This is a genomic window from Paenibacillus sp. GYB004 (assembly GCF_036577605.1).
Classification (GTDB): domain Bacteria; phylum Bacillota; class Bacilli; order Paenibacillales; family NBRC-103111; genus Paenibacillus_AB; species Paenibacillus_AB oceani.
This window is the reverse complement of record NZ_JARBDB010000050.1, coordinates 17,474-41,505: the sequence shown is the minus strand read 5'-3', so window position 1 is coordinate 41,505 and position 24,032 is coordinate 17,474. Positions and strand designations below refer to the sequence as shown.

Below are 24,032 nucleotides of genomic sequence, written 5' to 3'. Positions count from 1 at the left end.
GCCCCTCGCATATACATAGGTTGTACCCCTTTAAATCGAGGAGCGTTGCTATGAAACGACGTACGATGAACGTGCTGCTGCTGGCCGCCGTGGCGTGCATGGCTGCGTTATGGATAGCGTTCTGGTGGTATTCGGGACAGCGTATCGTTCCTCCGGGAGTCCGTCTGGGAGACTTACCCATCGGCGGTATGCCGGAGCGGCAATTCCGGGTCGAGCTGCAGAGCCGGCTAGCGAACTTGTACGGGGAGACCGTACGGCTTGGGCCCGGGGAAAATCCGGAGGGAAGCCGTCCCTTCAATTGGGGACAGCTGGGCTTGTCGGTCCGGGAGGAAGAGCTGTCGAAATGGGCCGACTATTGGTTCGGAGGGAGCCGGCTCGAAACGATCAAGCGGAGATGGCAGATGCGCGGCAGCGTCCTTCCGGTTCATCTCGAATTGTCGGAAACGGCCTTGCGCGAAGCTTTATCCAAAGTGTGGCCCGCTCCCATGAATCCGGTCACCCGAAACGCAGTTCGCCATATTACGGCGGACGACCGTGTGGAATACGTTCCGGAACAGCGTGCCGCAGCTGTTGACGTACCGGAGCTGGTCAAGCGTCTGACCGATCTTGCCTATTCGCGGTTCAACGATCGTGCGCTTACGGAAGCGGGGAACGCCGAACCCCCGCCGTTCGTCGTCCTGCCGATGCGGGAAGCCGTCCCGGAGATGACCCTCGATCGGCTCCGGGCGCAAGGAATCGACCGGAAGATCGCCGAATATTCGACGACCTCTCCCGGAAGCGCCGCAGGCCGGAACCATAATATCCGGGTAACGGCGGGAACGATTCACGATAAGCTGCTCGCTCCCGGCGAACAATTCGACTACGGCGCTATCATCCGCGAGACGGAGAAAACACACGGCTTCCAGGAAGCCCCGGTCATCTATAACGGGAAACTGGTGCCGGGAATCGGCGGGGGCATCTGCCAAGTGTCGACGACACTGTATAACGCCGTTCTGCGAGCCGGCCTGAAAGTGAACGAACGGCGCAATCATACGCTGCCGATCAGCTACGCGCCGCTCGGTCTGGACGCCACATTTGCAAGCGGTTATATCAACTTCGTATTCACCAACAGCAGCGATCAATACTTGCTCATCCGCACCGAAACGGACGAATCCCGGGTAACAGTAAAACTGTTCGGGCGGCTGCCGGAAAATGTGACGTACGATGTCGAATCCCATGTCATTCAGACGCTGGAGCCCCCGGTCCAATACGTCCATAATCCGACATTGCCGCTCGGCGGTCAGACCTTGCTCCAGCAGGGCAAGCCGGGATTCGTCGTGGAAACTTACCGGATTCGCAAAGAAAACGGCGCCGAGACCGGTAGAGAAAAACTGTCCAAAGATACGTATCAGCCCCAAACGACGCTCGTGGCGGTCAATAACGGCGAAGCCAGGCCGGAGGAGAAAAACGGCCCGCCCGGAGGCGGCAAGCCGATCGTCGAAGACGGAGTCAGCGGTCCCGTATTTCCCAAGGGACGCTGACTTCTTTTTTTGTGCACGGAAACAGACGCGAAACGTGACAGTCATATGACGATCGGGACTATGTGACTATGACCGATAATGTGTATAGTAATCGTGTAGAAAATAAACGAATCGGTAGGGTGATGCAAGCGATGACGAAAGCGGAATTTTTCGATATGCTCGATCAAAAGCTGCGCGGCGTGCCGGAACCGGACCGGACGCAAATCATACAGCGGTACGAGGACCTGTTTCACCACGCTTTGGCAAGCGGGGAGACGGAGGAGCAAGTCGTGCACCGGATTTTATATCAGGGCAGCGGAGCGGCGGCCCCGGCTGCTCCCGGCTCCAAAAAAAGCGATTCTTCGCTGCGGCTTATTCTGGGAGGCTTCGCCCTGATCCTGTTTAATCTCATCTTCGTGTTAGGTCCCTTCATCGCCGTCTGCGCGGTACTGTTCAGCTTAGGGCTGGCGGGAATCATTTTGATGACCTCCCCGTTAGTTTATTATTTCGCCAACGGGATTCCGGACAGTTTGCTGGAGATGCTGTTCGTCATCTTCTCCTGCACGGCGCTGTTTGGGCTCGGACTGATCCTGACGGTGGGCGTCTCTTACGTTGGACCGAAATTTATGCTGCTGATCAAAAAGTATATCGGCCTGAATGTCAAAGCCGCGAGGGGGTATTAAGATGGGCTGGATTCGTAAATCATTGTTTGCTCTCGGGCTAATCTGTCTCGGCGGCGGTCTGGCCGGCTCGATCATCGTGTACTCGGCGGCGGATGGATTTCGCGGCAAAACGGAGCAAATCGACGTGGAGAAAAAAGTGTCCGCGCAGGATATAGAGCGGATCGCGATTCATTCGGACTATCCGAATATCAAGTTCGTCCGGAGCAGCGACTCGGATATTCACTTGAGGCTGACCGGCCCGATGTCGGACCGGCCGGGCAATAACGCCGATATTCAGCTGAATGCGGCAAACGGAACTTTAACGGCGGAAGTCGAGCTGCAAAAACGCAATAAATGGATCCAATTCAACTTGTTCGAGCTCCTGAACCTGATGGACGGCTCTCTGACCAAGCTGCAGGTGGAAGTGGCCCTTCCCGACAAAAACTTCAAGCTCGTAGAATTGGACACCGATGTCGGCCATATCGACGCAGGGAGTATGGTGCGTGCGGAACGGCTCCGGCTGGAAACGAGCTTTGGCAACATTTCGCTGGACGCGTTCCAAGGCTCCAAGCTGGAACTATCCTCTGAAGTGGGACGAATCGAGGCCAAGCGGCTGGAGACTTCCGATTTTGTTCAAGTGGAAACCGAATTCGGCAGCGTCGATTTGTCGTTCGACAAACTGGCCGAGTCGATGGAGCTGTCCACGGAAACAGGCAGTCTGAATGTAAAAGTACCTCGCTCCTTGCCGCTTCGCCTGGATTTGAAAAACGAGCTGGGCGGTATTAGCGCCGACCTGCCGGATCTGCAAGCCCATACGAAGACGAACAATACGCTGGAAGGCAGCGTCGGTTCGGGCGGTCCCTTGCTGAAGGCAAGATCGGAGTTTGGCTCGATCAAAGTCGAAGCGAAGTGAGAAACGGAGACATACCACGAGCAGGTTGCCCCTGATCGTTACAGCAAACCCTCCCGCCGGTGGCGGGAGGGTTTGCGCGCGCTTGAATATGTGAGTCATGCAGTGGCGGCATGGACGATTAGCGTTAGGACTTCCCTTCCGCTCTTACTTGCTGCTCTTCTCCATATATTCCTCAAACCAGGCTTCGCTCGCGGCAAGCGCCTGCTCGGCGCGGCCGATCGCGGCGGATACTTGAACGGTAGCGGTCCCCCCGTAGACGTTGCGGGCGTTGACCACTTGCTCCGGCTGAAGCACCTGGTAGATTTTGTCGTCGAACAGCTCCGAAAATTGCAGAAATTCCTGCATCGACAAGTCGAGCAAATACTTTTTAGTTTGGATGCAGTACAGCACCGTCTTGCCGATCACTTCGTGAGCTTGACGGAACGGCATGCCTTTGCCGACCAGGTAGTCGGCAATATCGGTGGCGTTGGAGAAATCCTGGTTCACCGCTTGACGCATCCGGTCGCGGTTCACTTTCATCGTCGCGATCATCGGCGCAAACAGCTGCAGCGCCCCTTGGAGCGTCCGTACCGTATCGAACATGCCTTCCTTGTCTTCCTGCATATCTTTATTGTAAGCAAGCGGAAGAGCCTTCAGGACGGTCAGCATGCCGACCAGGTTGCCGTAGACGCGGCCGGTTTTGCCGCGCACCAGCTCGGCGACATCCGGATTTTTCTTCTGCGGCATAATGCTGCTGCCGGTGCAGAACGCATCATCCAGCTCGACGAACTGGAATTCGGTGCTCGACCAGAGGACGAGCTCTTCGCACAGCCGCGACAGATGCGCCATGATAAGCGACGCATTCGCCAGAAACTCGACGATAAAATCGCGGTCGCTGACCGCATCGAGACTGTTCTCGTAGACGCGTTCGAAGCCAAGCTGCTCGGCCACGAAGTGACGGTCGATCGGGAACGTCGTCCCGGCCAGCGCGCCGGCTCCCAGCGGCAGAGCATTAATGCGCTTGTAGCTGTCGCGCAGACGCTCGATATCGCGGTCGAACATCGACACGTATGCCATCATATGGTGAGCGAACAAGATCGGCTGAGCCCGCTGCAGATGCGTATAACCCGGCACGATCGTATCGAGATTCGCTTTCGCTTGTCCGATCAGCGCTTCCTGCAACTTCACGAGCATGCCGACAAATTCGACGACACGCTTGCGCAAGTACAAGTGCATATCGGTCGCCACCTGGTCGTTGCGGCTGCGCCCCGTATGAAGCTTGCCGCCGACAGGGCCGATTTCCTCGATCAGCGTTTTCTCGATATTCATATGAATATCTTCGTCGGATACCGAAAACTCGACTTCTCCGCGACGGATCATTTGAAGCACCTTCAGCAGACCGTCCTGAATTTTCTCCACATCGTCTGCAGGTAAAATCCCGCATTTCCCCAGCATCGTCACGTGCGCCAGGCTGCCTTGAACGTCTTCCTCGGCCAACTCCTTGTCGAACATAATCGACGCCGTATATTCCTCGACCAGCTGGTCCGTCTTTTTCGTAAACCGTCCACCCCAAAGCTTCGACACGCTGTATATTCCCTCCTCAAGGTTCATCTCGTCTATGCGCTCGAAAGGCAAGGATCGCTCCGAACTTGCCCGCCTGCTTGCAGCGGAGCTTGCCGGAACGCCTCCTTGCCCTTTTGTTTCGCCAAGCAGGCGGTCATTTCGCAAAAGTTATTTGTTCTTTGCGTTTTGCTCTACGCCTGAAGCTACGCGCAGGCGAAGCGCGTTCAGGCGGATAAAGCCGGTAGCGTCTCCTTGGTTGTACGCTTTGGACGGGTCCGCTTCCATGGTAGCGATGTCCGGGTTATACAGGCTGACCGGGCTTTTGACGCCTGCGCCCATCACGTTGCCCTTGTACAGCTTCAGACGAACCGTTCCGGTTACGTTTTTCTGGCTTTCCGCCACGAGCGCCTGAATCGCGAGACGCTCCGGCGCGAACCAGAAGCCGTTGTATACGAGCGTCGCATATTTCGGAATCAGCGAATCGCGCAGATGCATAACATCGCGGTCCATCGTCAGCGACTCCATCTTCCGGTGAGCCACGAACAAGATTGTTCCGCCCGGAGTCTCGTACACGCCGCGGCTCTTCATGCCGACGAAACGGTTCTCCACCATATCGACGCGGCCGATGCCGTGCTTGCCGCCGAGCTCGTTGAGCGTCTCCATCACTTCGAGCGCGTTCATCCGTTGGCCGTTAATGGCTACGCAATCGCCCTGCTCGAACTCCAGCTCCACGTATTCTGCTTCATCCGGAGCTTCTTCCGGCGAACGGCTCAGTACGTACATATCGCGGTTGGAGTCCGCCGCAGCGTCGAACCAAGGATCTTCGAGCATGCCGCTCTCAAAGCTGATATGCAGCAGGTTGCGGTCCGTCGAATAAGGCTTGGCTGCCGAAGCGGTAACCGGAATGCCATGCTTCTCGGCATAGGCGATCATCTCGGCGCGGCCCGGGAACTGCTCGCGGAACTCTTCGATCCGCCACGGCGCGATCACTTCCAGCTCCGGAGCGAGAGCGGCTGCGGTCAGCTCGAAGCGGACCTGGTCGTTGCCTTTGCCGGTAGCGCCGTGGGCAATGGCCGTTGCGCCTTCCGCGCGTGCGATCTCGACCATACGCTTGGCGATCAGCGGACGCGCGATGCTTGTCCCGAGCAAATATTGTCCTTCATAAAGCGCCCCGGCCTGGAACATCGGGTAAATAAAATCGCTCGCGAATTCGTCGCGCAGATCGTCGATGTACGCTTTCGTAGCGCCGGTGCGCAGCGCTTTTTCCTCGAGTCCGTCCAGCTCGTCCTTTTGTCCGATGTCTGCGGTGAATGCGATGATCTCCGCGTCGTACGTTTCTTTCAGCCATGTCAAAATGACGGATGTATCCAGCCCGCCGGAGTATGCCAGTACGATTTTTTGTTTCGCCATGTGATCTGATCTCCCTCTCTACACGAATCCATCGGATTATGGGAGCCCGGCGGTACAGACCCGTTACAGTCTGCGCGGCCGGGCTAAAATTACAACGTGAACATTAGGACATTAATGCGGCCATAACCGCTTTTTGCGCATGCAGACGATTCTCCGCCTGATCGAAAATGATCGAGTTTGGCCCGTCGATAACGCCTTCGCTTACTTCCTCGCCGCGGTGAGCCGGCAGGCAGTGCATGAACAGGTAGTCTTTCTTCGCGTAGCTGGTAATCTCTTCATTGACCTGATAATTCTTAAACGCAATCTCTCTGGCGGATTGCTCGGACTCGAAGCCCATGCTCGCCCATACGTCGGTATAGACGACATCCGCGTTCTCGATCGCTTCTCTCGTGTCGCGGGTCAGCAGGAGCGAACCGCCGGTTAACGCCGCATTTTCACGGGAGTTCTTGACTACTTCCGGATCGGGATCGTAACCTTCCGGCGAAGCTACCGCCATATGCATGCCCAGCTTGGCAGCGCCCATCATTAAGGAGTGTACCATATTGTTGCCGTCGCCGATATATGCGATTTTGAGTCCCTGCAGCTTGCCCTTCTGCTCCAGAACCGTCTGGTAGTCGGCCAGCGCCTGGCAAGGGTGGGAGCGGTCGGTCAGCCCGTTGATAACCGGTACGGTAGCGCCCCGCGCCAAGTCGATGACGGTACGGTGAGCGTAAGTCCGGATCATGATGCCGTCGAGGTAGCGGGACATCGTTTGCGCCGTATCCCATATCGTTTCGCCGCGGCCCAGCTGGAGATCGTTTTTGCTCAGGAACAGAGCGTGACCGCCCAATTGATACATCCCTACTTCAAACGATACGCGCGTCCGGGTGGACGATTTCTCGAAAATCATGCCGAGCGTCTTGCCTTTGAGCGGCTGAAACGGCTGACCGGATTTCTGCTTTTTCTTCAAATCGATAGCCAGGTCGAGCAAATAACGAATTTCTTCCGGTGTATAATCAACGAGCCCGAGAAAATCCCGGCCCTTTAAGCTTGCGGCCATATCTTGAATCGCGATTTCAGACATCTTGCTCCTCCTTTATGTCAGGGCGCCTTGGGAAGCTCCATCCGGCGCCCGCCTCATCGTTTCGTTGCATTATTTAACCGAAGCGGCTGCCTTCCGGGCGAGAACGTCGGCAATGATGCCGATCCCTTCGTTAACCTCTTCGCGTGTGACGAGCAGATTCGGCAGCAGACGGATGACGTTAGGACCCGCCGCTGTGACGAGCAGCCCGGCCTCGTGAATCACCGGCACAAATTCTGACGCCGGCAAGGTGCACTCGATTCCGATGAGCAGCCCTTTGCCACGAATCTGCTTCACCAGCGGGTTGCCGGCCAGCTTCGCGTTCAGCTCGGACAGGATGTAGTCTCCCATCTCCGCAGCGCGCCCGGCCAGGTTCTCTTCGAGCATCGTCTCCACTGTCGCGATCCCCGCCGCCGTCGCGATCGGCGTACCGCCGAACGTCGAGCCGTGACTGCCCGGACCGAACGCCTCGCGCAGCTTCGCTTTGCCTAGCATGGCGCCGATCGGGAATCCGCTCGCAAGCGCTTTGGCCAGTGTAATAATATCCGGCTCGATGCCGTAATGCTCGTAGGCGAACAATTTACCGGTACGGCCCATCCCGGTTTGAATCTCGTCGATAATAAGCAGCAGATCGTGCTCCTTGCATAGACGCACAACTTCCTGCACGAACTCCGGTTCGGCCGGATTGACCCCGCCCTCGCCCTGTACGAGCTCCAGCATGATCGCGCACGTCTTGTCGGTTACGAAACCTTTCAGCGCCTCCGCGTCGTTGTATGGAGCGTATACGAAGCCTTCCGGAAGCGGGTGGAACCCTTCCTTCACTTTATCCTGTCCGGTAGCGGTCAGGGTAGCCAGTGTACGGCCGTGGAACGAAGTATGGAATGTAATAATTTCGTAGCGCTGCTTACCGAGCACCTTGGCGTTATATTTGCGAGCCAGCTTGATTGCCGCTTCGTTCGCCTCCGCGCCGCTGTTGCAGAAAAAGGCGGCGTCCAGGCAGCTGTTGTCGACCAGCAGTTGACCCAGCTTCTCCTGATTCGGGATATGGAACAGATTGCTGACGTGCCACAGCTCGCCGAGCTGCTCTACCAGCTTCTCCTTCACCTTATGCGGCGCATGCCCGAGGTTCGTCACTGCCAGTCCGCTTGCGAAATCGAGATATTCTTTGCCTTGATCGTCCCACAGCCGGCTGCCTTCCCCTTTAACGAGCGTAATCGGGAATCTGGCATAGGTGGGGAACAATGCGCTTTGTTGTTCGCTCATATGTGCTCACTCCGTTTCTTTCAATTCGTCCGTTCCATCACAACTCGCAGCTGCTATCGCTGGATACGAGTGCCGATCTTGTCTCCGCGCAGCACTTTGCTGAGCACTTCCGGCTCGCTGCCGTTTACGATTACGACTTCTCTGACATCGCCCTGGATGCACTGGATCGCCGCACGTACTTTCGGGATCATCCCGCCGTAAATTTCGCCGCTGGTTATCATCTGTTCAATATCCGCCACGGTCACGACTGGAAGAACCCGCTTCTCGCCGTCAACCGTCTTCATAATGCCCGGCACATCGGTTACGACGATCATCCGTTCTACGCCAATATGGGAAGCAACCGCGCCTGCCGCCGTATCGGCGTTGATGTTATACCGCTGTGCGCCTTCTCCGATCCCGACCGGTGCTACGACCGGCATGTAACCCATCCGGACAATACCTTGGATGATCTCCGCATTGACGTGCGTAACGTCGCCTACGAGCCCGACTTCGTGCGCATTCGCTACCGGCTTCGCCTGAATCAGATGGCCGTCCACACCGGACAAGCCCAGCGCCTTGGCTCCCGACTTCTGGATTTTGCGGACGATTTCTTTGTTGATTTGTCCGGACAGCACCATCTCGACGACGTCGAGCACCGCTTCGTTCGTTTTCCTCAGCCCGTTCACGAATTCCGTCTCGATGCCCAGCTTGCCCAGCGTATCCGATATCGCGGGACCGCCGCCGTGTACGATGACCGGGATCGTTCCTTCGTCCTGCAGCTTCTTCAGATCCAGAAAAAAAGCGTCGGGCAGCGCGGCCAGCGTGCTCCCCCCGCATTTCATCACAAAACAGTTGTTGCTCATGAATCGGTTCTCCTTTACTTCTGTACCGCTTCTCTATTGGAGAATGGATGGTATAATAGCGAACTTACGTCCGGTATGCCGCATTAATACGAACATAATCATAGGTCAGATCGCAGCCCCATGCGGTAGCGCCGCTGCCCCCCATATGCAAATCAACGTGAATAAGCACGAACTCGCCCTTCAAATATTCGGCGGCTTTCTCCTCGTCGAACTTCACCGGACGCGACTGCTCCAACGTAACGATATCGCCCAGACGGATATCCACCGTCTCCGTATTGACCGGATAACCGGCGCGACCGATCGCAGCGATGATCCTTCCCCAGTTGGCGTCAGCGCCGAAGCAAGCGGACTTGACGAGACTCGATCCGATGACCGTTTTGGCAAAAGCGCGGGCCGCTTCCACCGATTCCGCTCCGACTACGTTCACCTCAATCAGCTTCGTGGCGCCCTCGCCGTCGCGGGCAATCGCTTTGGCCAGCACCTCGCCGACATAACGGAAGCCTGCGGCGAACGCTTCCCAATCCGGATGGCTCTCGGTCAACTCGCCGTTGCCGGCCAGTCCGCTCGCCATCACGACCACCATGTCGTTTGTACTCGTATCTCCGTCCACCGTAATCATATTAAACGTCGTATCAGTTACTCCGTTAAGCAGCTTTTGCAGCGAAGCCGCAGGAACTGCCGCATCCGTCGTGATGAAGCCCAGCATCGTCGCCATATTCGGATGGATCATGCCCGATCCTTTGGCCGCCCCGGCGATATGTACCGTGTGGCCGTCCACCGTCAGTTTGACGCAAACCGACTTTTTGGTCAGATCCGTCGTCAAAATCGCCTGGCAAAACTGGTCTCCGCCTTCATCCGAAGCGGATACGCGCTCAGGCAGCCCGGCAATGCCGGATGTTACCTTATCCATCTTCAGCAGCTCGCCGATCACGCCAGTGGACGTAACGCCCACGTAATGATCCGGCACGCCGAACGCCTTGGCCGCTTCCGAACGCATCGTCCGCGCATCCTCATCGCCTTGTTTCCCCGTACATGCATTGGCGTTGCCCGAGTTGACCAGCATGACTTGAAGCTTTCCTTCCACCGCCAAGCTGTCCTTCGTTACTTGCAGCGGAGCCGCCTGAAACGCGTTAAGCGTATAGACGCCGGCCGCCGAAGCCGGAACGTCGCATACGATGACACCCAAATCGTTGCGCTGGGTCTTCTTCAGACCGCAATGCAAGCCTCCGGCCCGAAACCCTTTCGGCGTCGTGACCGAGCCATTCTCCACCACTACAAATTCGCCATGCTGCGCCATCGCAACCATCACCATCTTTCTGCAAACTGCAATTGCTTATAATTGGAACAGCCCCCGAGACCGCCGAAGTCGTAACTATAAGCGACAGCAGCGTCCGGAAGCCATGAGCCATTTCGTCCTAGTGCATCTATAGAAAACCGTTACGGATAAACCGGAGTAAAATCGAGCCCCGTCGATTCGTCCCAGCCCATCATTAGGTTCAGGTTTTGTACCGCTTGCCCGGCTGCGCCCTTCATCAGGTTATCGATGACCGAGATAACCGTTACCCGGCCTGTCCTCGCATCGACCGATACGCCGATATCGCAATAGTTCGAGCCGTATACTTCCTTTGTCGCCGGATATTTGCCTGCCGGGCGAATCCGCACGAATTTCCGCCCTTCGTAGTAGCTGCGGAACAAATTCACGACCTCTTCGTCCGTCCGGGCCTGCGTAAGCTTCGCATAGCTGGTGACCAGAATGCCGCGGGTCATCGGCAGCAGATGCGTCGTGAACGTCATCGTTACTTCCTGGCCGGCTACGCGGCTGAGCGTCTGTTCGATCTCCGGCGTATGCTGATGCCGGTTCACTTTGTAAGCCAGCGTGCTCTCGTTGATCTCCGAGTAGTGATAGGCCAGGCCAAGTCCGCGTCCCGCCCCCGATACGCCCGTCTTGGCGTCCGATATAATCGTAGACGGATCGATCCATCCTTCCGCCAGAAGCGGCACGAGACCGAGCGACGTCGCCGTAGGAAAGCATCCCGGGTTCGCGATCAGATCGGCTCCGCGCACGTCTTCGCCGAATACTTCGCACAACCCGTACACCGCCCGATCCAGATAAGCCGGATCTGCAGGCTTATGTTTATACCAAGTCTCGTATACGTCTCCTTGCTTCAGCCTGAGATCCCCGGACACGTCGATGACTTTCAGCCCCGCATCGATCAGCTTCGGAGACAGCTCCGTGCTTACCCCGTGCGGAGTCGCCAGAAAAACAACATCGGCCTTGCTCTTCATGGCCGCAACATCGATCGCCTCGAGCCGATCCGTAACGATCTCCGATAAGTGCGGATACCCTTCCGCATACAAAGCTCCTGCGTTCGAAGAAGAAATGACCGATGTAATCTCCGCCTTCGGATGCTGCAATAAAAGCCGGATCAATTCAACGCCGCCGTAGCCGGTCGAGCCTACGATAGCCGTTCTGAGCTTACCGTTCATGACTATGCCTCCCCGTAACAGCAAAGTTCCGTTCCTTTTCTCCCAAGAACAGGACCGGTGTTCTCTGCCGTTTTTGTATCGTTGTTTCTCGCAATCCTACGATTCCGTCCCGAAACATATGCATCATTATACATTCAAAAGAATAATAATTCAATCGCTTTTTATCCGGATTCCGTCTTCCTTTATCGGCAAAATCAACCGAAATCACTATGCTGAACATATCTCCAATTGAAGTGCAGCAAATCGAAAAGTTCTATGAAGAGCGACGGTCATGCCCCATCAGAAAGCCCGCCTCCCAATAGATGGTTCACGAGCGATTCGTCTCTTTTTCGATCATACGGAATATTTAGCGGAACTGCAACTGGCTTTTCCGGGCTTAGCCATGAAGCTTGAATCCTTCCCCGAGCACTTCGCTGGCATCGGCTAAAATAACAAAGGCTGCTGGGTCTACCGCCTTGACGAGCGTCTTCAGCCGGGTCACCTCGGTCTGGCTGACGACCACCATCAGGGTAGGCCGGTCTTCCCCCGTGTACCCGCCCCGGCCGGCCAATACGGTCATGCCCCGGTCCAGCTCGAACAGGACCGCCTCGCGGATCGCTTCCGTTTCCTTGGTCATGATAAAAGCGACCTTCGAGTACCGGAAGCCGATCTGGACGACATCGATCGTTTTCGTCGTGACGAACAGGCCGATCAGCGCCAGCAGCGCTTTCTCCGGCGAGAAGACGATCCCCGCCGTTACAATTACCGCTCCGTCCAGCATCGCTACAGCGATGCCGTAACCAATCCCCGTCCATTTATGGATTAACTGCGCCGCCGAATCGAGCCCTCCTGTAGACCCTCTGCCGCGGAACACGATGCCGAGTCCCGCTCCAATCCCGATTCCCCCGTAGATCGTGGCTAGCAGCGGGTCTGTCGTTAAAGGACCGATATCACGCGACAAAAGGACAAAAAGCGGGAGCACGATCGATGCCACCGCTGTCTTCAAACCGAACTGTCCGCCCAAAAAAAGCAGGCCGAGCATAAACAAGGGAATGTTAAGCACCCACTGCATAATAGCCGGCTCGATGCCGAACAAATGCTGAATGATGGTGGAGATGCCGGCCACTCCTCCGGATGCGATCCGGTTCGGGTTCAAGAACATATTAAAGCTAAGGGCAATGATCAGACAGCCGGTCAGCAACAACATATATTCAATCGTATGATGCAGCGGACTTCCGATCCGGATTGCGGGCTGCTTACGGCGCATTGGCATTCTCCTTCCCTCTATTCAGCGGTGCCTGGTTGTGCGGAGGCGGCTGCGATGTGCTTCTGCTCAAGCCTACGTCTCTGCATCGTCCTCTCCGGCAGTACGTCTCCAAAGAAGAAATCAACTTCAACTATGTACGATTTAAAAATAAATCCTACACTATAGTGTAGGATAAAGGTTTCCCTGTATATTCATCAAACGTCAGCCGGTTTTATTTGATGACGCAAGTACGCATCGATAAACGGCTCGATTTCGCCGTCCATGACCGCTTGAACGTTCCCGGTCTCCGCTTGGGTACGATGATCCTTCACCATGCTGTACGGATGGAACACGTAGGAGCGGATCTGACTGCCCCATGCGATATCGGATTGCTCGCCGCGAATCTCGGCCAGATGCTTGGCTTGCTCCTCCAGCTTTTTCTCGTACAGCTTCGAGCGAAGCATCTTCATGGCGCGTTCGCGGTTCTGAATCTGCGACCGCTCCAACTGACAGGCTACGACGATTCCACTTGGAATATGCGTAATCCGCACGGCCGACTCGGTCCGGTTGACGTGCTGTCCGCCCGCTCCGCTCGCCCGGTACGTATCGACCCGCAAATCTTCAGTACGGATCTCGACCTCTACGTCTTCCTCAATCTCCGGAACGACGTCGCACGATACAAACGACGTATGACGGCGTCCGGATGCATCGAACGGGGAGATCCGTACCAGCCGGTGCACGCCCTTCTCCGCCTTCAAGTAACCGTAGGCATTGTGCCCCTTGATGGAGAGCGTAACGCTCTTCACGCCTGCTTCATCACCCGGCAGGTAGTCGAGCAGCTCCACCTTAAAGCCTTTTTTCTCCGAATATCTGCGGTACATGCGGAGCAGCAGGTCGGCCCAGTCTTGGGACTCGGTACCGCCGGCGCCCGGATGCAGCTCCAAAATGCAATCGTACTTATCGTACGGCTGATTCAGCAGCAGTTGCAGCTCGAAGCCTTGCAGCTTCGCATGCAGCTCGCGAATGCTTGAGGTCAAGTCCGCCGCCATGCTGTCGTCGCCCTCTTCCTCGGCCAACTCCAGCATCACTTCGATATCCTCGTAAGCCGAAGCGAGTCCTTGGAACTCGTCGACAACCGACTTGACCGCGTTCATCTCGCCGATCACTTTCTGCGCTTTCTCGTTATCGTCCCAGAAATCGGGAGCGGCCATCTTCTCTTCGAAGTTACCAATCTGCTCCAGCTTCAGATCTAAGTCAAAGAGACCCCCTAAGGTCTTGAATTCGCTTGGCCACTTCCCGTAAATCCTGCTTTACATCTGCTTCCAACATGATTCCGTTCACCTCTGTCTCAAATTAGGCCACGCCCGCTGGTCCATCGGCAAAAGGAAGCCCCCTGTCAAGGGGGCCGCCTTGCCTTAGCCAATAGCAAGCTCGCTTACTTGCCGTGGCACTGTTTATATTTTTTGCCGCTTCCGCATGGACAAGGATCGTTGCGTCCGGTTTTGTCCTCGGCGCGGGCCGGGCGCTTGCCTTCCGCTTCCGCCTTCGGATCGACGGCTTGCCCTTCGGCTACCGCCTGACGTTCCAGGTTCGACTCGACGTGGGCCTTCATGATATACTTGGCCACTTCTTCGCGAATGTTTTCAATCATTTCCTGGAACATCTCGAATCCTTCGAACTGATATTCGCGAAGCGGATCGGTTCCGCCGTAAGCACGAAGATGAATCCCTTGACGAAGCTGCTCCATCGCGTCGATATGATCCATCCACTTGCTGTCAACCGCACGCAGCAGAACGACTTTCTCGAACTCGCGCATGTTGTCCGGACCGATCTCCTGCTCGCGCTGGTCGTACATCTCTTTAACCAGCTTCTCGATATATTCGATCATTTCCTCGCGTTCCTTGCCCCACAATGCGTCGGCGCTCAGTTGGTCTTCCTGAAGGAACGTGGAATTCGCATATTCGGCGATCGCCGCCAAATCCCACTCTTCCGGCACCTGATCAACCGGCGTATGGGCTTTGACGATCCGCTCGATGACCGGCATAATCATGCCGAGCGCGATTTCCTTGATATTATCGTGCTCCAGCACCTCGCGGCGCTGCTTGTAAATAATCTCACGCTGCTGATTCATGACGTCGTCGTACTGAAGGACGACCTTCCGGGTATCGAAGTTGTTGCCTTCCACCCGTTTCTGGGCAGACTCGATCGCGCGGGTAATCAGCTTGCTCTCGATCGGCTGATCTTCCTCGAATCCGATCCGATCCATCATGCCCATGATGTTCTCGGCACCGAAACGGCGCATCAGCTCATCTTCCATCGACAAGAAGAATTGCGAAGAACCCGGGTCGCCTTGACGGCCCGCGCGTCCGCGAAGCTGGTTATCGATCCGCCGGCTCTCGTGACGCTCCGTACCTATAATATGCAAACCGCCGATATCGGCAACTCCATCGCCGAGCACAATATCCGTACCCCGTCCCGCCATGTTGGTGGCGATAGTGACCGAGTTCGGCTGGCCCGCGCGGGATACGATCTCCGCTTCTTCGGCATGGTATTTGGCGTTTAGTACTTTATGCTGTACGCCTTTTTTCTTAAGCATGTCGGACAACCGTTCCGAGTTCTCGATCGATATCGTACCGACGAGTACCGGCTGGCCTTTTTTGTGGCGCTCTACGATCTGATCGACAACCGCTTTGAACTTGCCGTTCACGCTTTTGTATACAGTATCCGGCATGTCGTTACGGATCATCGGTTTGTTCGTCGGGATGACGACAACTTCGAGACCGTAAATTTTCTTGAGCTCTTCTTCCTCCGTCTTCGCCGTACCGGTCATCCCGGCCAGCTTGCGGTACATCCGGAAGTAGTTTTGCAGCGTAATGGTGGCGAGGGTCATACTCTCGTTCTGCACCTTCATCTGCTCTTTGGCTTCGATCGCCTGATGCAGACCGTCGCTGTAACGGCGGCCCACCATAAGGCGTCCGGTAAACTCGTCCACGATAATAACCTCATCGTCCTGAACGACATAGTCTACGTCGCGTTTCATGATAACGTGAGCTTTCAACGCTTGGGAGATATGATGGTTCAAGGTGACGTTCGCATGATCGTACAAGTTCTCGATGCCGAACATCTTCTCCGCTTTTGCCGCGCCCGCTTCGGTGAGGTTGACCGATCTTACCTTGATATCAACCGTATAATCCTCTTCGGGAGCCAGCCGGCTTACGAACCGGTCGGCCGCATAATACAAGTCCGTAGACTTGGCTGCTTGTCCGGATATAATAAGCGGGGTCCGCGCTTCGTCGACAAGGATCGAATCGACCTCGTCAATCACCGCATAATAAAGCGGACGCTGCACCATCTGCTCTTTGTAGAGCACCATGTTATCGCGCAAATAGTCGAAGCCGAACTCGTTGTTCGTTCCGTACGTAATGTCGCAGGCGTATGCCGCTTGTTTCTGCGAATGGGACAAGCTGTTCAGGTTGACGCCAACCGTCATGCCCAGAAACTCGTACACTTTCCCCATCTCATTGCTGTCCCGCTGGGCCAAATAATCGTTGACCGTAACGACGTGGACGCCTTTGCCGAGCAAGGCATTCAAATAAACCGGCAGCGTACCGACCAGCGTTTTCCCTTCACCAGTCCGCATCTCCGCGATTTTGCCTTCATGAAGCGCCATCCCTCCGATAAGCTGCACATCGTAGTGACGTTTGCCCAGCGCTCTCCATGACCCTTCGCGTACGACCGCGAAAGCTTCTGGAAGAAGCTCGTTTAATTCAGTTCCGGCTTCGATCTTGGATCTGAATTCCGCCGTTTTGTTGCGAAGCTCGTCGTCAGACAGTGCCTTGATCTGAGGCTCCATCTCGTTGATCATCTCTACCGTTCGCATCAATCGCTTAATCTCGCGATCGTTCGAATCGCCAAATATCTTTTTTACGAGTCCCAGCATGCGAGAACCCCTTTCGCTATACGTAGTCCGTCGGACGGAACAAACGAATTTTTTGTAGCATCGAATCCATGAAGCTTTAAAAAACCTTCGTGCCGCTGCAATCAGGCAAAGCGCCGTAAAGGTCCTTGATAATCGTTCCGTGTTTCAGACGAGACAATCGTTCCGAATGTTACAGGATAACGTCCTTTTTCACGACAAACCGTTTGCATAAATTGTAACAGTTTGCGCAAGCCGCCGCAACAACAGGCTTGTACCGACGGGCCCTGATCGGGTTACGAAATGACCGGCATTGCCATAGATTGGATGACCCACAGCATCGACACCAAAAAAGCGATTAGCCCGAAATAGGCGATTCCGTATCTCAGACGGGTTGTTGGGGGAACTTCATAGTACGTATCATTTTCATGAGTATCGCCCTGCACCTGCAAAAATATGACAAGCTTCGGCTCTTCCTCTTCGTCCGTCTTTTTGAAGACCCGAACAACTTCCACCTTACGGATTTGCGATTGTCCTTGCAAATCTGCCGTATGCTCCAGACCAAGGCCTTCCCATTTCACATGAAGCTGCTGCACACCGTTCTCAATCGTACTGGAGGTGCTGAACGGAAGCTCTCTTCGGTGCTCTTCTCCCGGGATAAAGTAACCGGCCTCCAGTAAAGGAACGAGCGGGGTTTCCCAGCGCACCGTATATTGGACAGGCGACGTCTTGACCCGTTTGATATACTTCTTATATAAATCGTAGGCGAACAAAACCCAGAATATCGCCAGTATCCAGGCGTTCAAGTAAAAGATAAGCAACGCTCCGCCGACAAGCCCTACAATCCACAGCCATCTGCTAAGCGCCGAAGCGATTCTCCCGCCGTCCATCGGCTGCATCGGAAGCAAATTGAACAAATTTAAAATAAACCCGATCTTGGCAATAACGATCCAGATGTACCATCCGGTGCCTCCGCCAGCTTGAATGCCGAGCCAGCCGATGACGTAGGCCGCCGTAGCGCCTAACGTGCCGATCAGCGGGCCTCCATAAGCGATATAAGCCTCCGTTACGGCATCCCGCGGATTCCGTTTTAGCATAATCATCGCCCCAAGAAAAGGAATAAAAAACGGGGCGCTTACCGGAAGACCCTTGCGCTTGGCTGCGACTATGTGTCCCAGCTCGTGAATAAGGATCATCCCCACCAGACCCGCCGCCACCTGGAACGGGAACACGATCGTATAGGCCCACACGGTGACGAGCATGCTGATGATGGCTGTGCCGAACTTGCTGAATTTGAATAAGGCGAGCAGCGTCTTGCCTTTGCTCAGAATAAACAGCCCTGCGGCTCCCAAAAGCCACCAGCCGTTGCGTTTGGCCGGCTTGTTGTCCAATGTACCAACCTCCCTGCGGCTACTTCACTCACCGCTGCTTTCATTTTCAATGGTGAAAACCGTGATGACGTTAAGTCTTTACGTTAGGTTAGCGTCCCCCGAATTCGGTTTCTCCGTGCTGGTTATTAGATTCTTATACGCAGAAAAGCCTGATCCGTTTCAGGATCAGGCGGGTTATTAACGTTATGGATGCCGTTCGTTACTATGTGTTAGGCTTCAGTTCGGCTCGATGAGGCCGTACTTGCCGTCGTTTCTCCGGTAAACCACATTCACTTCCTTAGAGTCGGCATTAGCGAATACGAAGAAGTTATGACCGACCATGTTCATTTGCAGGATCGCTTCCTCTACGTCCATCGGCTTCAGATTGAAACGCTTCGTGCGAACCAGCTCCAGATCTTCATCTTCCTCGTCCAGTTTCACTGCCGTCGAGCCGTCATAACTTTCTCTGAACAATGTACGAATACCGTCTCCCCGGAATTTGCGGTTTACTTTCGTTTTATGCTTGCGGATTTGGCGCTCGAGCTTCTCGGTCACCAAATCGATCGAGGCGTACATATCCTCGTTCTTAACCTCAGCTCTCAGCAGCACTCCAGGCAGCGGAATCGTTACTTCTACCGTCTGCATGTTTTTGGCTACGCTGAGCGTGACGTTCACGTCAGAGGTGGGAGCAGCTTCGAAATACTTTTCCAGCCTTCCGATCTTTTTAGCAGCGTACTCTTTTAGTGCGTCGGTGGGCAGCAGGTTTTGACCGCGAATGGTAAAGTTCATTGTTCAACAGCTCCTTTCATACTTCTACTATATCATATTAAGGAGCCTACTTCAAAAAAACTTTACAATAATTCAAAATAATTAAACAATTCTGATTATTGTTGTTGCACAATGTTCACACCTTGAAAATAGCGGGAATTCCAAGCGTAGAAGATAGGCCTACAGGTGGGAATTAGAGCCTTAGCAGCTGTAGGGATCAGCTCTTTAAGCGGAGTGGCAGCTCCCCAGCGGATTTTCATTTCCACGGGGATTTAGTGTTCCAAATTCATGCAAAAAAGACACCCCGGTTTCCCGGGGCATCTTCGCTGCTAGCGTATATATTCAATCGCGGCTGACAGCCGGTTGATTATAATTTGATGACGTTAGCTGCTTGCGGACCGCGTGCGCCTTCCACGATGTCGAATTCTACGGCTTGGCCTTCTTCCAAAGTCTTGAAGCCGTCCGATTGGATTGCCGAGAAGTGAACGAATACGTCTCCGCCGTCTTCGCGCTCGATGAATCCATAACCTTTTTCTGCGTTAAACCATTTTACTTTACCTTGCATGCAAAACATTCCCTTCATCTTCAAATAGCTGCGGGTCTTGCCCACACCCTGACTATACCACCAGCCCTGCCGAATGTCAACGTGAAAGCGCAATCTTTCTCTCCCAGCCTTGCCCAATTCTCGCTTGCCCGAATTGCACGAAAATTTGGCTATTTACAAGAAATACACATTATGAAAGCTTGTTTTCATTAGTTATTCACAGAGTTATGCACATTATCCACAGGGTAGTTATTCAGTTGTGCACAGGAGAAAATACAAATGGAAGGGGCAGATGCACTTGAAAAGCGGCTTCGGTGCACCCCTGCTTCAATTGTTTTATATTAACGAGATAGACCGAATTTTGCCGCAGCCTGCAGTTCCAATAAAAAATAAAAACACTGCATAACCATGCAGCGCTCATCATCGTACTTTTTTACTTTTTTTTATCAAACATGAACGGATCCATTACGTAATCCGCCTCGTAGGTAGCTTTTTGTTTTTTAGCCAAATTCATTCTAGTTATACCGCTCTGGTTCTCCACCTGGATTTCGGATATTCTCGCTGTGATTATTGAATCTTTTTCAAGCAAAGCGATCACCCGGTTACGATGAAATGATGCTTGGTCCGGGGTAATCTTTAATTCCACCAGTTGCTTGATCAATGCCTGTCGTTGCTCAATAAAGTCCTCTAACTCTTCCTGCTTGGCGAATTGTAAGGACCCTAAGAGTTGCTCCGTGATAATCTCCAGCTTCCCAATCAAACTATCCATGTTGAATTCCGCTTCTTTGGCTGTTTACGATTTTGGCGGCTTGAATCCACGTTTCCTTGAACTCCTGCAGGTAACCGAGAACCTCTTCGAGCGGCTCGATTTCTTTTTTGGTATTGGCTTGAATCAATCGGTAGATTAAATAATCGTATAGACGCAACAAGTCTTTCGCGATTGGCAAAGATTGATCCAAGGTAATCACAAACTCACTAATGATATCCTGAACCTTAAAAATATGATTGTGGGCAGCGGTAATATCGTTTTTGCGAATATCCTCTATGCTTAGTTTGCAGAAACGTATCGCCCCATCACAAAGCATAACGAGAAGCTGTGCGGGAGAAGCTGTCTGAATAGAATTTTCTAGATACTTATTCGGCTGTGATTGAATCATGGATGTCCCTCCTCATTCCCTCGTTACTGGCTCTTGCCAGTGCCAAACGCATTTGCCAAATAGGCCGATTGGGAGTTGTACCGATTAAGCGCAGCTTCCATTGCAGCAAATTTTTTATAATAATTGTCTTCCATCGTTCTGAGCTTTTTGTCCATTTGGTCAAGCTGTTTATTTACTTCGAGAAGCCTTGTGCTCACTATACTCTGATCAAACGAAGTCGTATTGGGAGCACCCGCTTTCTCGATCAGTTCATCAAGGCCATCCTTCAGCCGGGCGTACATCCGATTGGCAATGCCGCCTTTGGCCCCATCCTCGCCTTCACCTATTGGTTGTGTGAATAACGTCTGGACCGCTTCAAGGTTATTCTCGATGGCAGCACGCAGCTTCGTTTCGTCCTTGATGACTAGCTTCCCTTTTTCCGTATAATCTCCGGTGTCAATTCCGATCGACGCTAAGGACTTGATGGTCGAATGCCCGGTATCGACAATACCAGTAACTGCGAAACGTAGATCTGTGACCATATTGGCCAATATGGAATCATTACGCAGCATCCCGCTCTTGGCCAGCTTCTCCCATTGCTCGATTTGCTTCTCGGACATGGTTTCTTTTTGTGCATCTGTCAATGGAAGGTAGTCACGATTTCTTTTTTCAGAAAGCTTGTCCTGCGTTTGCTTCAGAAAATCGTTATATTCGGTAACAAAAGTTTTAATGGCTTCGACAACCTCATCGACTTTTGTTTTCGGTTCGATTGTGGCATCTGAGCCTCCGGCCTTTTTAAGCGTAATCTCAATACCGTTTACGGCAAACGTGTTGCTAGTGCGGGTAGTTACCAGGCCGTTGATTGTGACTTCTGCGTCATTGGCCTCTTTCGCATTATCCGGCTTGATTTGCAATACGTCAGTCAGAAACTCCCCTTCAAACTTAAGGGTCCCATCCTCATTAAGGCCCTCGACAAGTCCTGTCTGCTTCGCCATAAAAGACAGTTGTCTCTTGCTTTCGTCGTAATAGGCCGTTACATTCGTTTTCTGATTGATCTTGGCAATAACGTCATTCAACGACTCTTTGCTTGTATCGATTACGATTTCTTCGCTGCCGTTGATCTTAAACTTGTATGTTGTTTGTAGCGGTGCGCCGTTAAGAAGATTATCCTTTTGTTCGGCCAGAGGCTTTGTCCGGTCAAATTCCTTTTTTGCAACTTCGGCATCACTAAAGTTGGATGCAGCGGTTGCCAGCTTTTGAACAGAGATCGTGACATTGCTGTTCATCGTGGAAGCAGTCGCCTTGGCTGATACCGCTTCCGAATCCCCGGAAACCGTTACTTCCTTTTTATTAAAGGTACCTTCTAACCGGAATTTAAATAACTTATTGTTACGATAATCCGTTAATTTAAGATTCGTATCCCGGTACTCGTCTCTAGACCACTCAAACGTTTGTCTCTTTTGGTCCAAAGCATCGTACTTCACACGCTGGGCTTTCATCAACTCTTTTACGGTATTATCTACATCGAATCCACTCAATCCAGCCACTCGTAATGGCATTATTATCACCCACTTTCGACAGTTAAGCTCTCTTGTCTACCAATATACCGGCCATTTCCCATAACTTCGCGACGAAATCCAGCATCTTTTCCGGAGGAATTTCCCTAACCACTTTCCCGGTATCGCGCTCTAATACCTTTACCATAATCTGATTGGTGCTTTTGTGAATCGAGAAATCCAGTACTGTTGCAGGTCCCTGTACCGCTTGTACAGCTCTATCGATGGCCATAATAAGCTGCTCTTCACTGATGGAGATATGTTCCCCTTGTAATTCCGCCTTCTTAAGCTCTTGTGCATTCTGAATCGTGTTGGTCATATCGCTTACTAAAGACGGGATCTTAGGATAACTTCCCCCAATTGGTTGATTTTCCATGAAAATCCCTCCGTATAACATTCCTATAGGGTATATATCGGAGGGAGCAGGACTATTTATTAGTTGAATTTAAATGATTGACTAGTTTTTGATTAATACTGCCATATAGGCCATGGTTGTATATCCGTTCTGGGCTAAGAGTTTATAGGCATGATTAAGGAAAAATTGATTATGTTCCACTGTCTTAGAGAAGGATTGAATTAGTAATATAACATGATCAATAGAAAATTCCTCTTTGTAGTAACGAGCCATTCCTATCAGATTCATCTTAATTAAGGCAAAATGCACTACCATCCGGACATATTCCTCAAACAAATCTTTACTACCGGACAGCGGGAATGTGTTTTTGAATACGTAATTAACCAGATAATTTTCAAGTATATATTCATGGTCTTTCATGAACGGAAGGTAAAAGTTCACGTATGCATCTTGATATCGAACTGCAATATCCTCAATTTTTTCAGTTAACGTGTACTCTATCCCACTTAAAAAAGCACTGAAGCAATTATAGTACCTCTGACTACTAAAACCTGCAAAATACCGCTCATCGGCAAGCTCTTTTAAGAGTTCCATTTGTATAGCCGTATTTGACGGAATCTCTTTAATCGTGTCATGAAGAGATTCGTCCTGGATTATCGCCATAAAATTAGCTATTGTTTGTTCAATAGAGCCGATTTGACCTTCTTTCGCGATCTCTGCAAGTCTCTGATAAAAAAATCCAAGAATCACTAGACGATCCGCTACTGAATAATTCCGATTCTGTAAGACTTGAATCGAAAAAATACGCAACTCCCAGAAATAATCCTCTAGTTTTGTTTTAGCTGATTCACTAAAGTTCATTACTTTAATGAGGTTGATCTTTCCTCCAATCTCTTCTTCTACTTCATCGAATTCTATTCCATCGGGGTTAAGCAATGCAAGCCTAGCTACCTCCGGACAAGATACTGTAGCAGATCGCTCTATCACACTATTTACTATATTAGTAATTCGCGGATAAGCTGAGCACACTGTAGAGAGGTACTCTTCTCCCTTCTTCAACTGCATGGAACACAACTTTTCTTCATTTAAGAATGGACACAAATTATCACCAACTGGCTTGATTTTCGCGTAGGCCTGATTAGTTGGGTTTGACCTGTTTCTAGTAACCTTCTTATCTACTATACGTTTAAGTTCTGGATCCCTGATCGTTGTATACTTCTTATAAGTCTCTATATCGAGCTCAACCCTCCAACCCGCGCAGCATGTATCCTCACAGGCTGAACCTATGCAACTAAATGTTCTCATATAGCTCGGAACTAGAACTACCCCTTTTCTCCCCATTATACGTCCCCCTCGCTCATGTTAGTAAAACAGCTTCTCCTTACTATATCGGAGAGTTCCCTATAATTTTGTAGACAATTTTTCGTGAGAATCGCTACAATAAAAAAAGACGGGCCCTTTGAGGAGCCCGTCTTTTTTTGATA

General features: G+C 52.6%; 21 protein-coding genes. 3 read left to right on the top strand and 18 right to left on the bottom strand.

What is annotated here, in order from left to right:
* Positions 1-50 precede the first annotated feature (50 nt).
* The 3 genes from PV433_RS21355 (at position 51) to PV433_RS21345 (ending at position 3,074) form a co-directional block, all read left to right on the top strand.
* Positions 51-1,520: a VanW family protein gene (locus PV433_RS21355; RefSeq protein WP_332074080.1), complete on the top strand. Its 1,470-nt coding sequence runs from the start codon at positions 51-53 to the stop codon at positions 1,518-1,520.
* 131 nt (positions 1,521-1,651) lie between these two features.
* Positions 1,652-2,182 (top strand): DUF1700 domain-containing protein, encoded by a 531-nt coding sequence (locus PV433_RS21350; RefSeq protein ID WP_332074079.1) that lies wholly within the window; start codon positions 1,652-1,654, stop codon positions 2,180-2,182.
* Position 2,183: 1 nt separating this feature from the next.
* Positions 2,184-3,074, top strand: a complete 891-nt coding sequence (locus PV433_RS21345; RefSeq protein WP_332074078.1) for a DUF4097 family beta strand repeat-containing protein — start codon at positions 2,184-2,186, stop codon at positions 3,072-3,074.
* Positions 3,075-3,218: 144 nt separating this feature from the next.
* Here the strand turns inward: PV433_RS21345 and argH are convergent, their stop codons facing one another.
* The 18 genes from argH to fliB form a co-directional block, all read right to left on the bottom strand.
* Positions 3,219-4,637, bottom strand: a complete 1,419-nt coding sequence (gene argH, locus PV433_RS21340) for an argininosuccinate lyase (RefSeq protein ID WP_332074077.1) — start codon at positions 4,635-4,637, stop codon at positions 3,219-3,221.
* 147 nt (positions 4,638-4,784) lie between these two features.
* Positions 4,785-6,026 carry an argininosuccinate synthase gene (locus tag PV433_RS21335; RefSeq protein ID WP_190929282.1) on the bottom strand — a complete coding sequence of 414 codons (1,242 nt, stop codon included), beginning with the start codon at positions 6,024-6,026 and terminating at the stop codon, positions 4,785-4,787.
* Positions 6,027-6,129: 103 nt separating this feature from the next.
* Positions 6,130-7,089 carry an ornithine carbamoyltransferase gene (argF, locus tag PV433_RS21330; RefSeq protein ID WP_332074076.1) on the bottom strand — a complete coding sequence of 320 codons (960 nt, stop codon included), beginning with the start codon at positions 7,087-7,089 and terminating at the stop codon, positions 6,130-6,132.
* A gap of 69 nt (positions 7,090-7,158) precedes the next feature.
* Complete coding sequence (locus PV433_RS21325) at positions 7,159-8,349, bottom strand: acetylornithine transaminase (RefSeq protein WP_332074075.1); 1,191 nt, start codon at positions 8,347-8,349, stop codon at positions 7,159-7,161.
* 53 nt (positions 8,350-8,402) lie between these two features.
* Positions 8,403-9,191 carry an acetylglutamate kinase gene (gene argB / locus PV433_RS21320; protein ID WP_332074074.1) on the bottom strand — a complete coding sequence of 263 codons (789 nt, stop codon included), beginning with the start codon at positions 9,189-9,191 and terminating at the stop codon, positions 8,403-8,405.
* Positions 9,192-9,255: 64 nt separating this feature from the next.
* Positions 9,256-10,488, bottom strand: a complete 1,233-nt coding sequence (gene argJ, locus PV433_RS21315) for a bifunctional glutamate N-acetyltransferase/amino-acid acetyltransferase ArgJ (RefSeq protein ID WP_332074073.1) — start codon at positions 10,486-10,488, stop codon at positions 9,256-9,258.
* A 140-nt stretch (positions 10,489-10,628) separates the two neighbouring features.
* Positions 10,629-11,678: an N-acetyl-gamma-glutamyl-phosphate reductase gene (gene argC, locus PV433_RS21310; RefSeq protein ID WP_332074072.1), complete on the bottom strand. Its 1,050-nt coding sequence runs from the start codon at positions 11,676-11,678 to the stop codon at positions 10,629-10,631.
* Between the two features lie 376 nt (positions 11,679-12,054).
* Positions 12,055-12,924 carry a YitT family protein gene (locus PV433_RS21305; protein ID WP_442951559.1) on the bottom strand — a complete coding sequence of 290 codons (870 nt, stop codon included), beginning with the start codon at positions 12,922-12,924 and terminating at the stop codon, positions 12,055-12,057.
* Positions 12,925-13,118: 194 nt separating this feature from the next.
* Positions 13,119-14,232, bottom strand: a protein-coding gene (gene prfB / locus PV433_RS21300) for a peptide chain release factor 2 (protein WP_190929275.1) whose coding sequence is annotated in 2 segments (ribosomal slippage) — positions 13,119-14,159 and positions 14,161-14,232 — 1,113 coding nt in all. Because the reading frame shifts where the segments join, the coding sequence is not laid out codon by codon here.
* A 106-nt stretch (positions 14,233-14,338) separates the two neighbouring features.
* Positions 14,339-16,843, bottom strand: a complete 2,505-nt coding sequence (secA, locus tag PV433_RS21295) for a preprotein translocase subunit SecA (RefSeq protein ID WP_332074070.1) — start codon at positions 16,841-16,843, stop codon at positions 14,339-14,341.
* A 272-nt stretch (positions 16,844-17,115) separates the two neighbouring features.
* Complete coding sequence (locus tag PV433_RS21290) at positions 17,116-18,210, bottom strand: site-2 protease family protein (RefSeq protein WP_332074069.1); 1,095 nt, start codon at positions 18,208-18,210, stop codon at positions 17,116-17,118.
* 216 nt (positions 18,211-18,426) lie between these two features.
* Positions 18,427-18,978, bottom strand: coding sequence for a ribosome hibernation-promoting factor, HPF/YfiA family (hpf, locus tag PV433_RS21285; protein ID WP_332074068.1), 552 nt, complete (start codon positions 18,976-18,978; stop codon positions 18,427-18,429).
* Between the two features lie 346 nt (positions 18,979-19,324).
* The gene (locus PV433_RS21280) at positions 19,325-19,522 is read right to left on the bottom strand and encodes a cold shock domain-containing protein (RefSeq protein WP_131016797.1); all 198 of its coding nucleotides are present in this window, start codon (positions 19,520-19,522) and stop codon (positions 19,325-19,327) included.
* Positions 19,523-19,934: 412 nt separating this feature from the next.
* Positions 19,935-20,270, bottom strand: coding sequence for a hypothetical protein (locus PV433_RS21275; protein ID WP_332074067.1), 336 nt, complete (start codon positions 20,268-20,270; stop codon positions 19,935-19,937).
* Positions 20,263-20,658: a flagellar export chaperone FliS gene (gene fliS, locus PV433_RS21270; protein WP_190929270.1), complete on the bottom strand. Its 396-nt coding sequence runs from the start codon at positions 20,656-20,658 to the stop codon at positions 20,263-20,265. Before fliS ends, PV433_RS21275 begins: the two co-directional genes overlap by 8 nt.
* Positions 20,659-20,681: 23 nt before the next feature.
* The gene (gene fliD, locus PV433_RS21265; protein ID WP_332074066.1) at positions 20,682-22,196 is read right to left on the bottom strand and encodes a flagellar filament capping protein FliD; all 1,515 of its coding nucleotides are present in this window, start codon (positions 22,194-22,196) and stop codon (positions 20,682-20,684) included.
* A gap of 22 nt (positions 22,197-22,218) precedes the next feature.
* A complete protein-coding gene (locus tag PV433_RS21260; RefSeq protein ID WP_332074065.1) occupies positions 22,219-22,569 on the bottom strand; it encodes a flagellar protein FlaG in 351 nt (116 codons plus the stop codon).
* An 81-nt stretch (positions 22,570-22,650) separates the two neighbouring features.
* Complete coding sequence (fliB, locus tag PV433_RS21255; protein ID WP_332074064.1) at positions 22,651-23,889, bottom strand: flagellin lysine-N-methylase; 1,239 nt, start codon at positions 23,887-23,889, stop codon at positions 22,651-22,653.
* Positions 23,890-24,032: the final 143 nt, after the last annotated feature.

Excerpts from the sequence above, each read along its gene's own strand:
- PV433_RS21355 (WP_332074080.1), top strand. The coding sequence starts at position 51 with ATGAAACGACGTACGATGAACGTGCTGCTGCTGGCCGCCGTGGCGTGC.
- PV433_RS21350 (WP_332074079.1), top strand. The coding sequence starts at position 1,652 with ATGACGAAAGCGGAATTTTTCGATATGCTCGATCAAAAGCTGCGCGGC.
- PV433_RS21345 (WP_332074078.1), top strand. The coding sequence starts at position 2,184 with ATGGGCTGGATTCGTAAATCATTGTTTGCTCTCGGGCTAATCTGTCTC.
- PV433_RS21335 (WP_190929282.1), bottom strand. The coding sequence starts at position 6,026 with ATGGCGAAACAAAAAATCGTACTGGCATACTCCGGCGGGCTGGATACA.
- argF (WP_332074076.1), bottom strand. The coding sequence starts at position 7,089 with ATGTCTGAAATCGCGATTCAAGATATGGCCGCAAGCTTAAAGGGCCGG.
- PV433_RS21325 (WP_332074075.1), bottom strand. The coding sequence starts at position 8,349 with ATGAGCGAACAACAAAGCGCATTGTTCCCCACCTATGCCAGATTCCCG.
- argB (WP_332074074.1), bottom strand. The coding sequence starts at position 9,191 with ATGAGCAACAACTGTTTTGTGATGAAATGCGGGGGGAGCACGCTGGCC.
- argJ (WP_332074073.1), bottom strand. The coding sequence starts at position 10,488 with ATGGCGCAGCATGGCGAATTTGTAGTGGTGGAGAATGGCTCGGTCACG.
- argC (WP_332074072.1), bottom strand. The coding sequence starts at position 11,678 with ATGAACGGTAAGCTCAGAACGGCTATCGTAGGCTCGACCGGCTACGGC.
- PV433_RS21305 (WP_442951559.1), bottom strand. The coding sequence starts at position 12,924 with ATGCGCCGTAAGCAGCCCGCAATCCGGATCGGAAGTCCGCTGCATCAT.
- secA (WP_332074070.1), bottom strand. The coding sequence starts at position 16,843 with ATGCTGGGACTCGTAAAAAAGATATTTGGCGATTCGAACGATCGCGAG.
- hpf (WP_332074068.1), bottom strand. The coding sequence starts at position 18,978 with ATGAACTTTACCATTCGCGGTCAAAACCTGCTGCCCACCGACGCACTA.
- PV433_RS21280 (WP_131016797.1), bottom strand. The coding sequence starts at position 19,522 with ATGCAAGGTAAAGTAAAATGGTTTAACGCAGAAAAAGGTTATGGATTC.
- PV433_RS21275 (WP_332074067.1), bottom strand. The coding sequence starts at position 20,270 with ATGGATAGTTTGATTGGGAAGCTGGAGATTATCACGGAGCAACTCTTA.
- fliS (WP_190929270.1), bottom strand. The coding sequence starts at position 20,658 with ATGATTCAATCACAGCCGAATAAGTATCTAGAAAATTCTATTCAGACA.
- fliD (WP_332074066.1), bottom strand. The coding sequence starts at position 22,196 with ATGCCATTACGAGTGGCTGGATTGAGTGGATTCGATGTAGATAATACC.
- PV433_RS21260 (WP_332074065.1), bottom strand. The coding sequence starts at position 22,569 with ATGGAAAATCAACCAATTGGGGGAAGTTATCCTAAGATCCCGTCTTTA.
- fliB (WP_332074064.1), bottom strand. The coding sequence starts at position 23,889 with ATGGGGAGAAAAGGGGTAGTTCTAGTTCCGAGCTATATGAGAACATTT.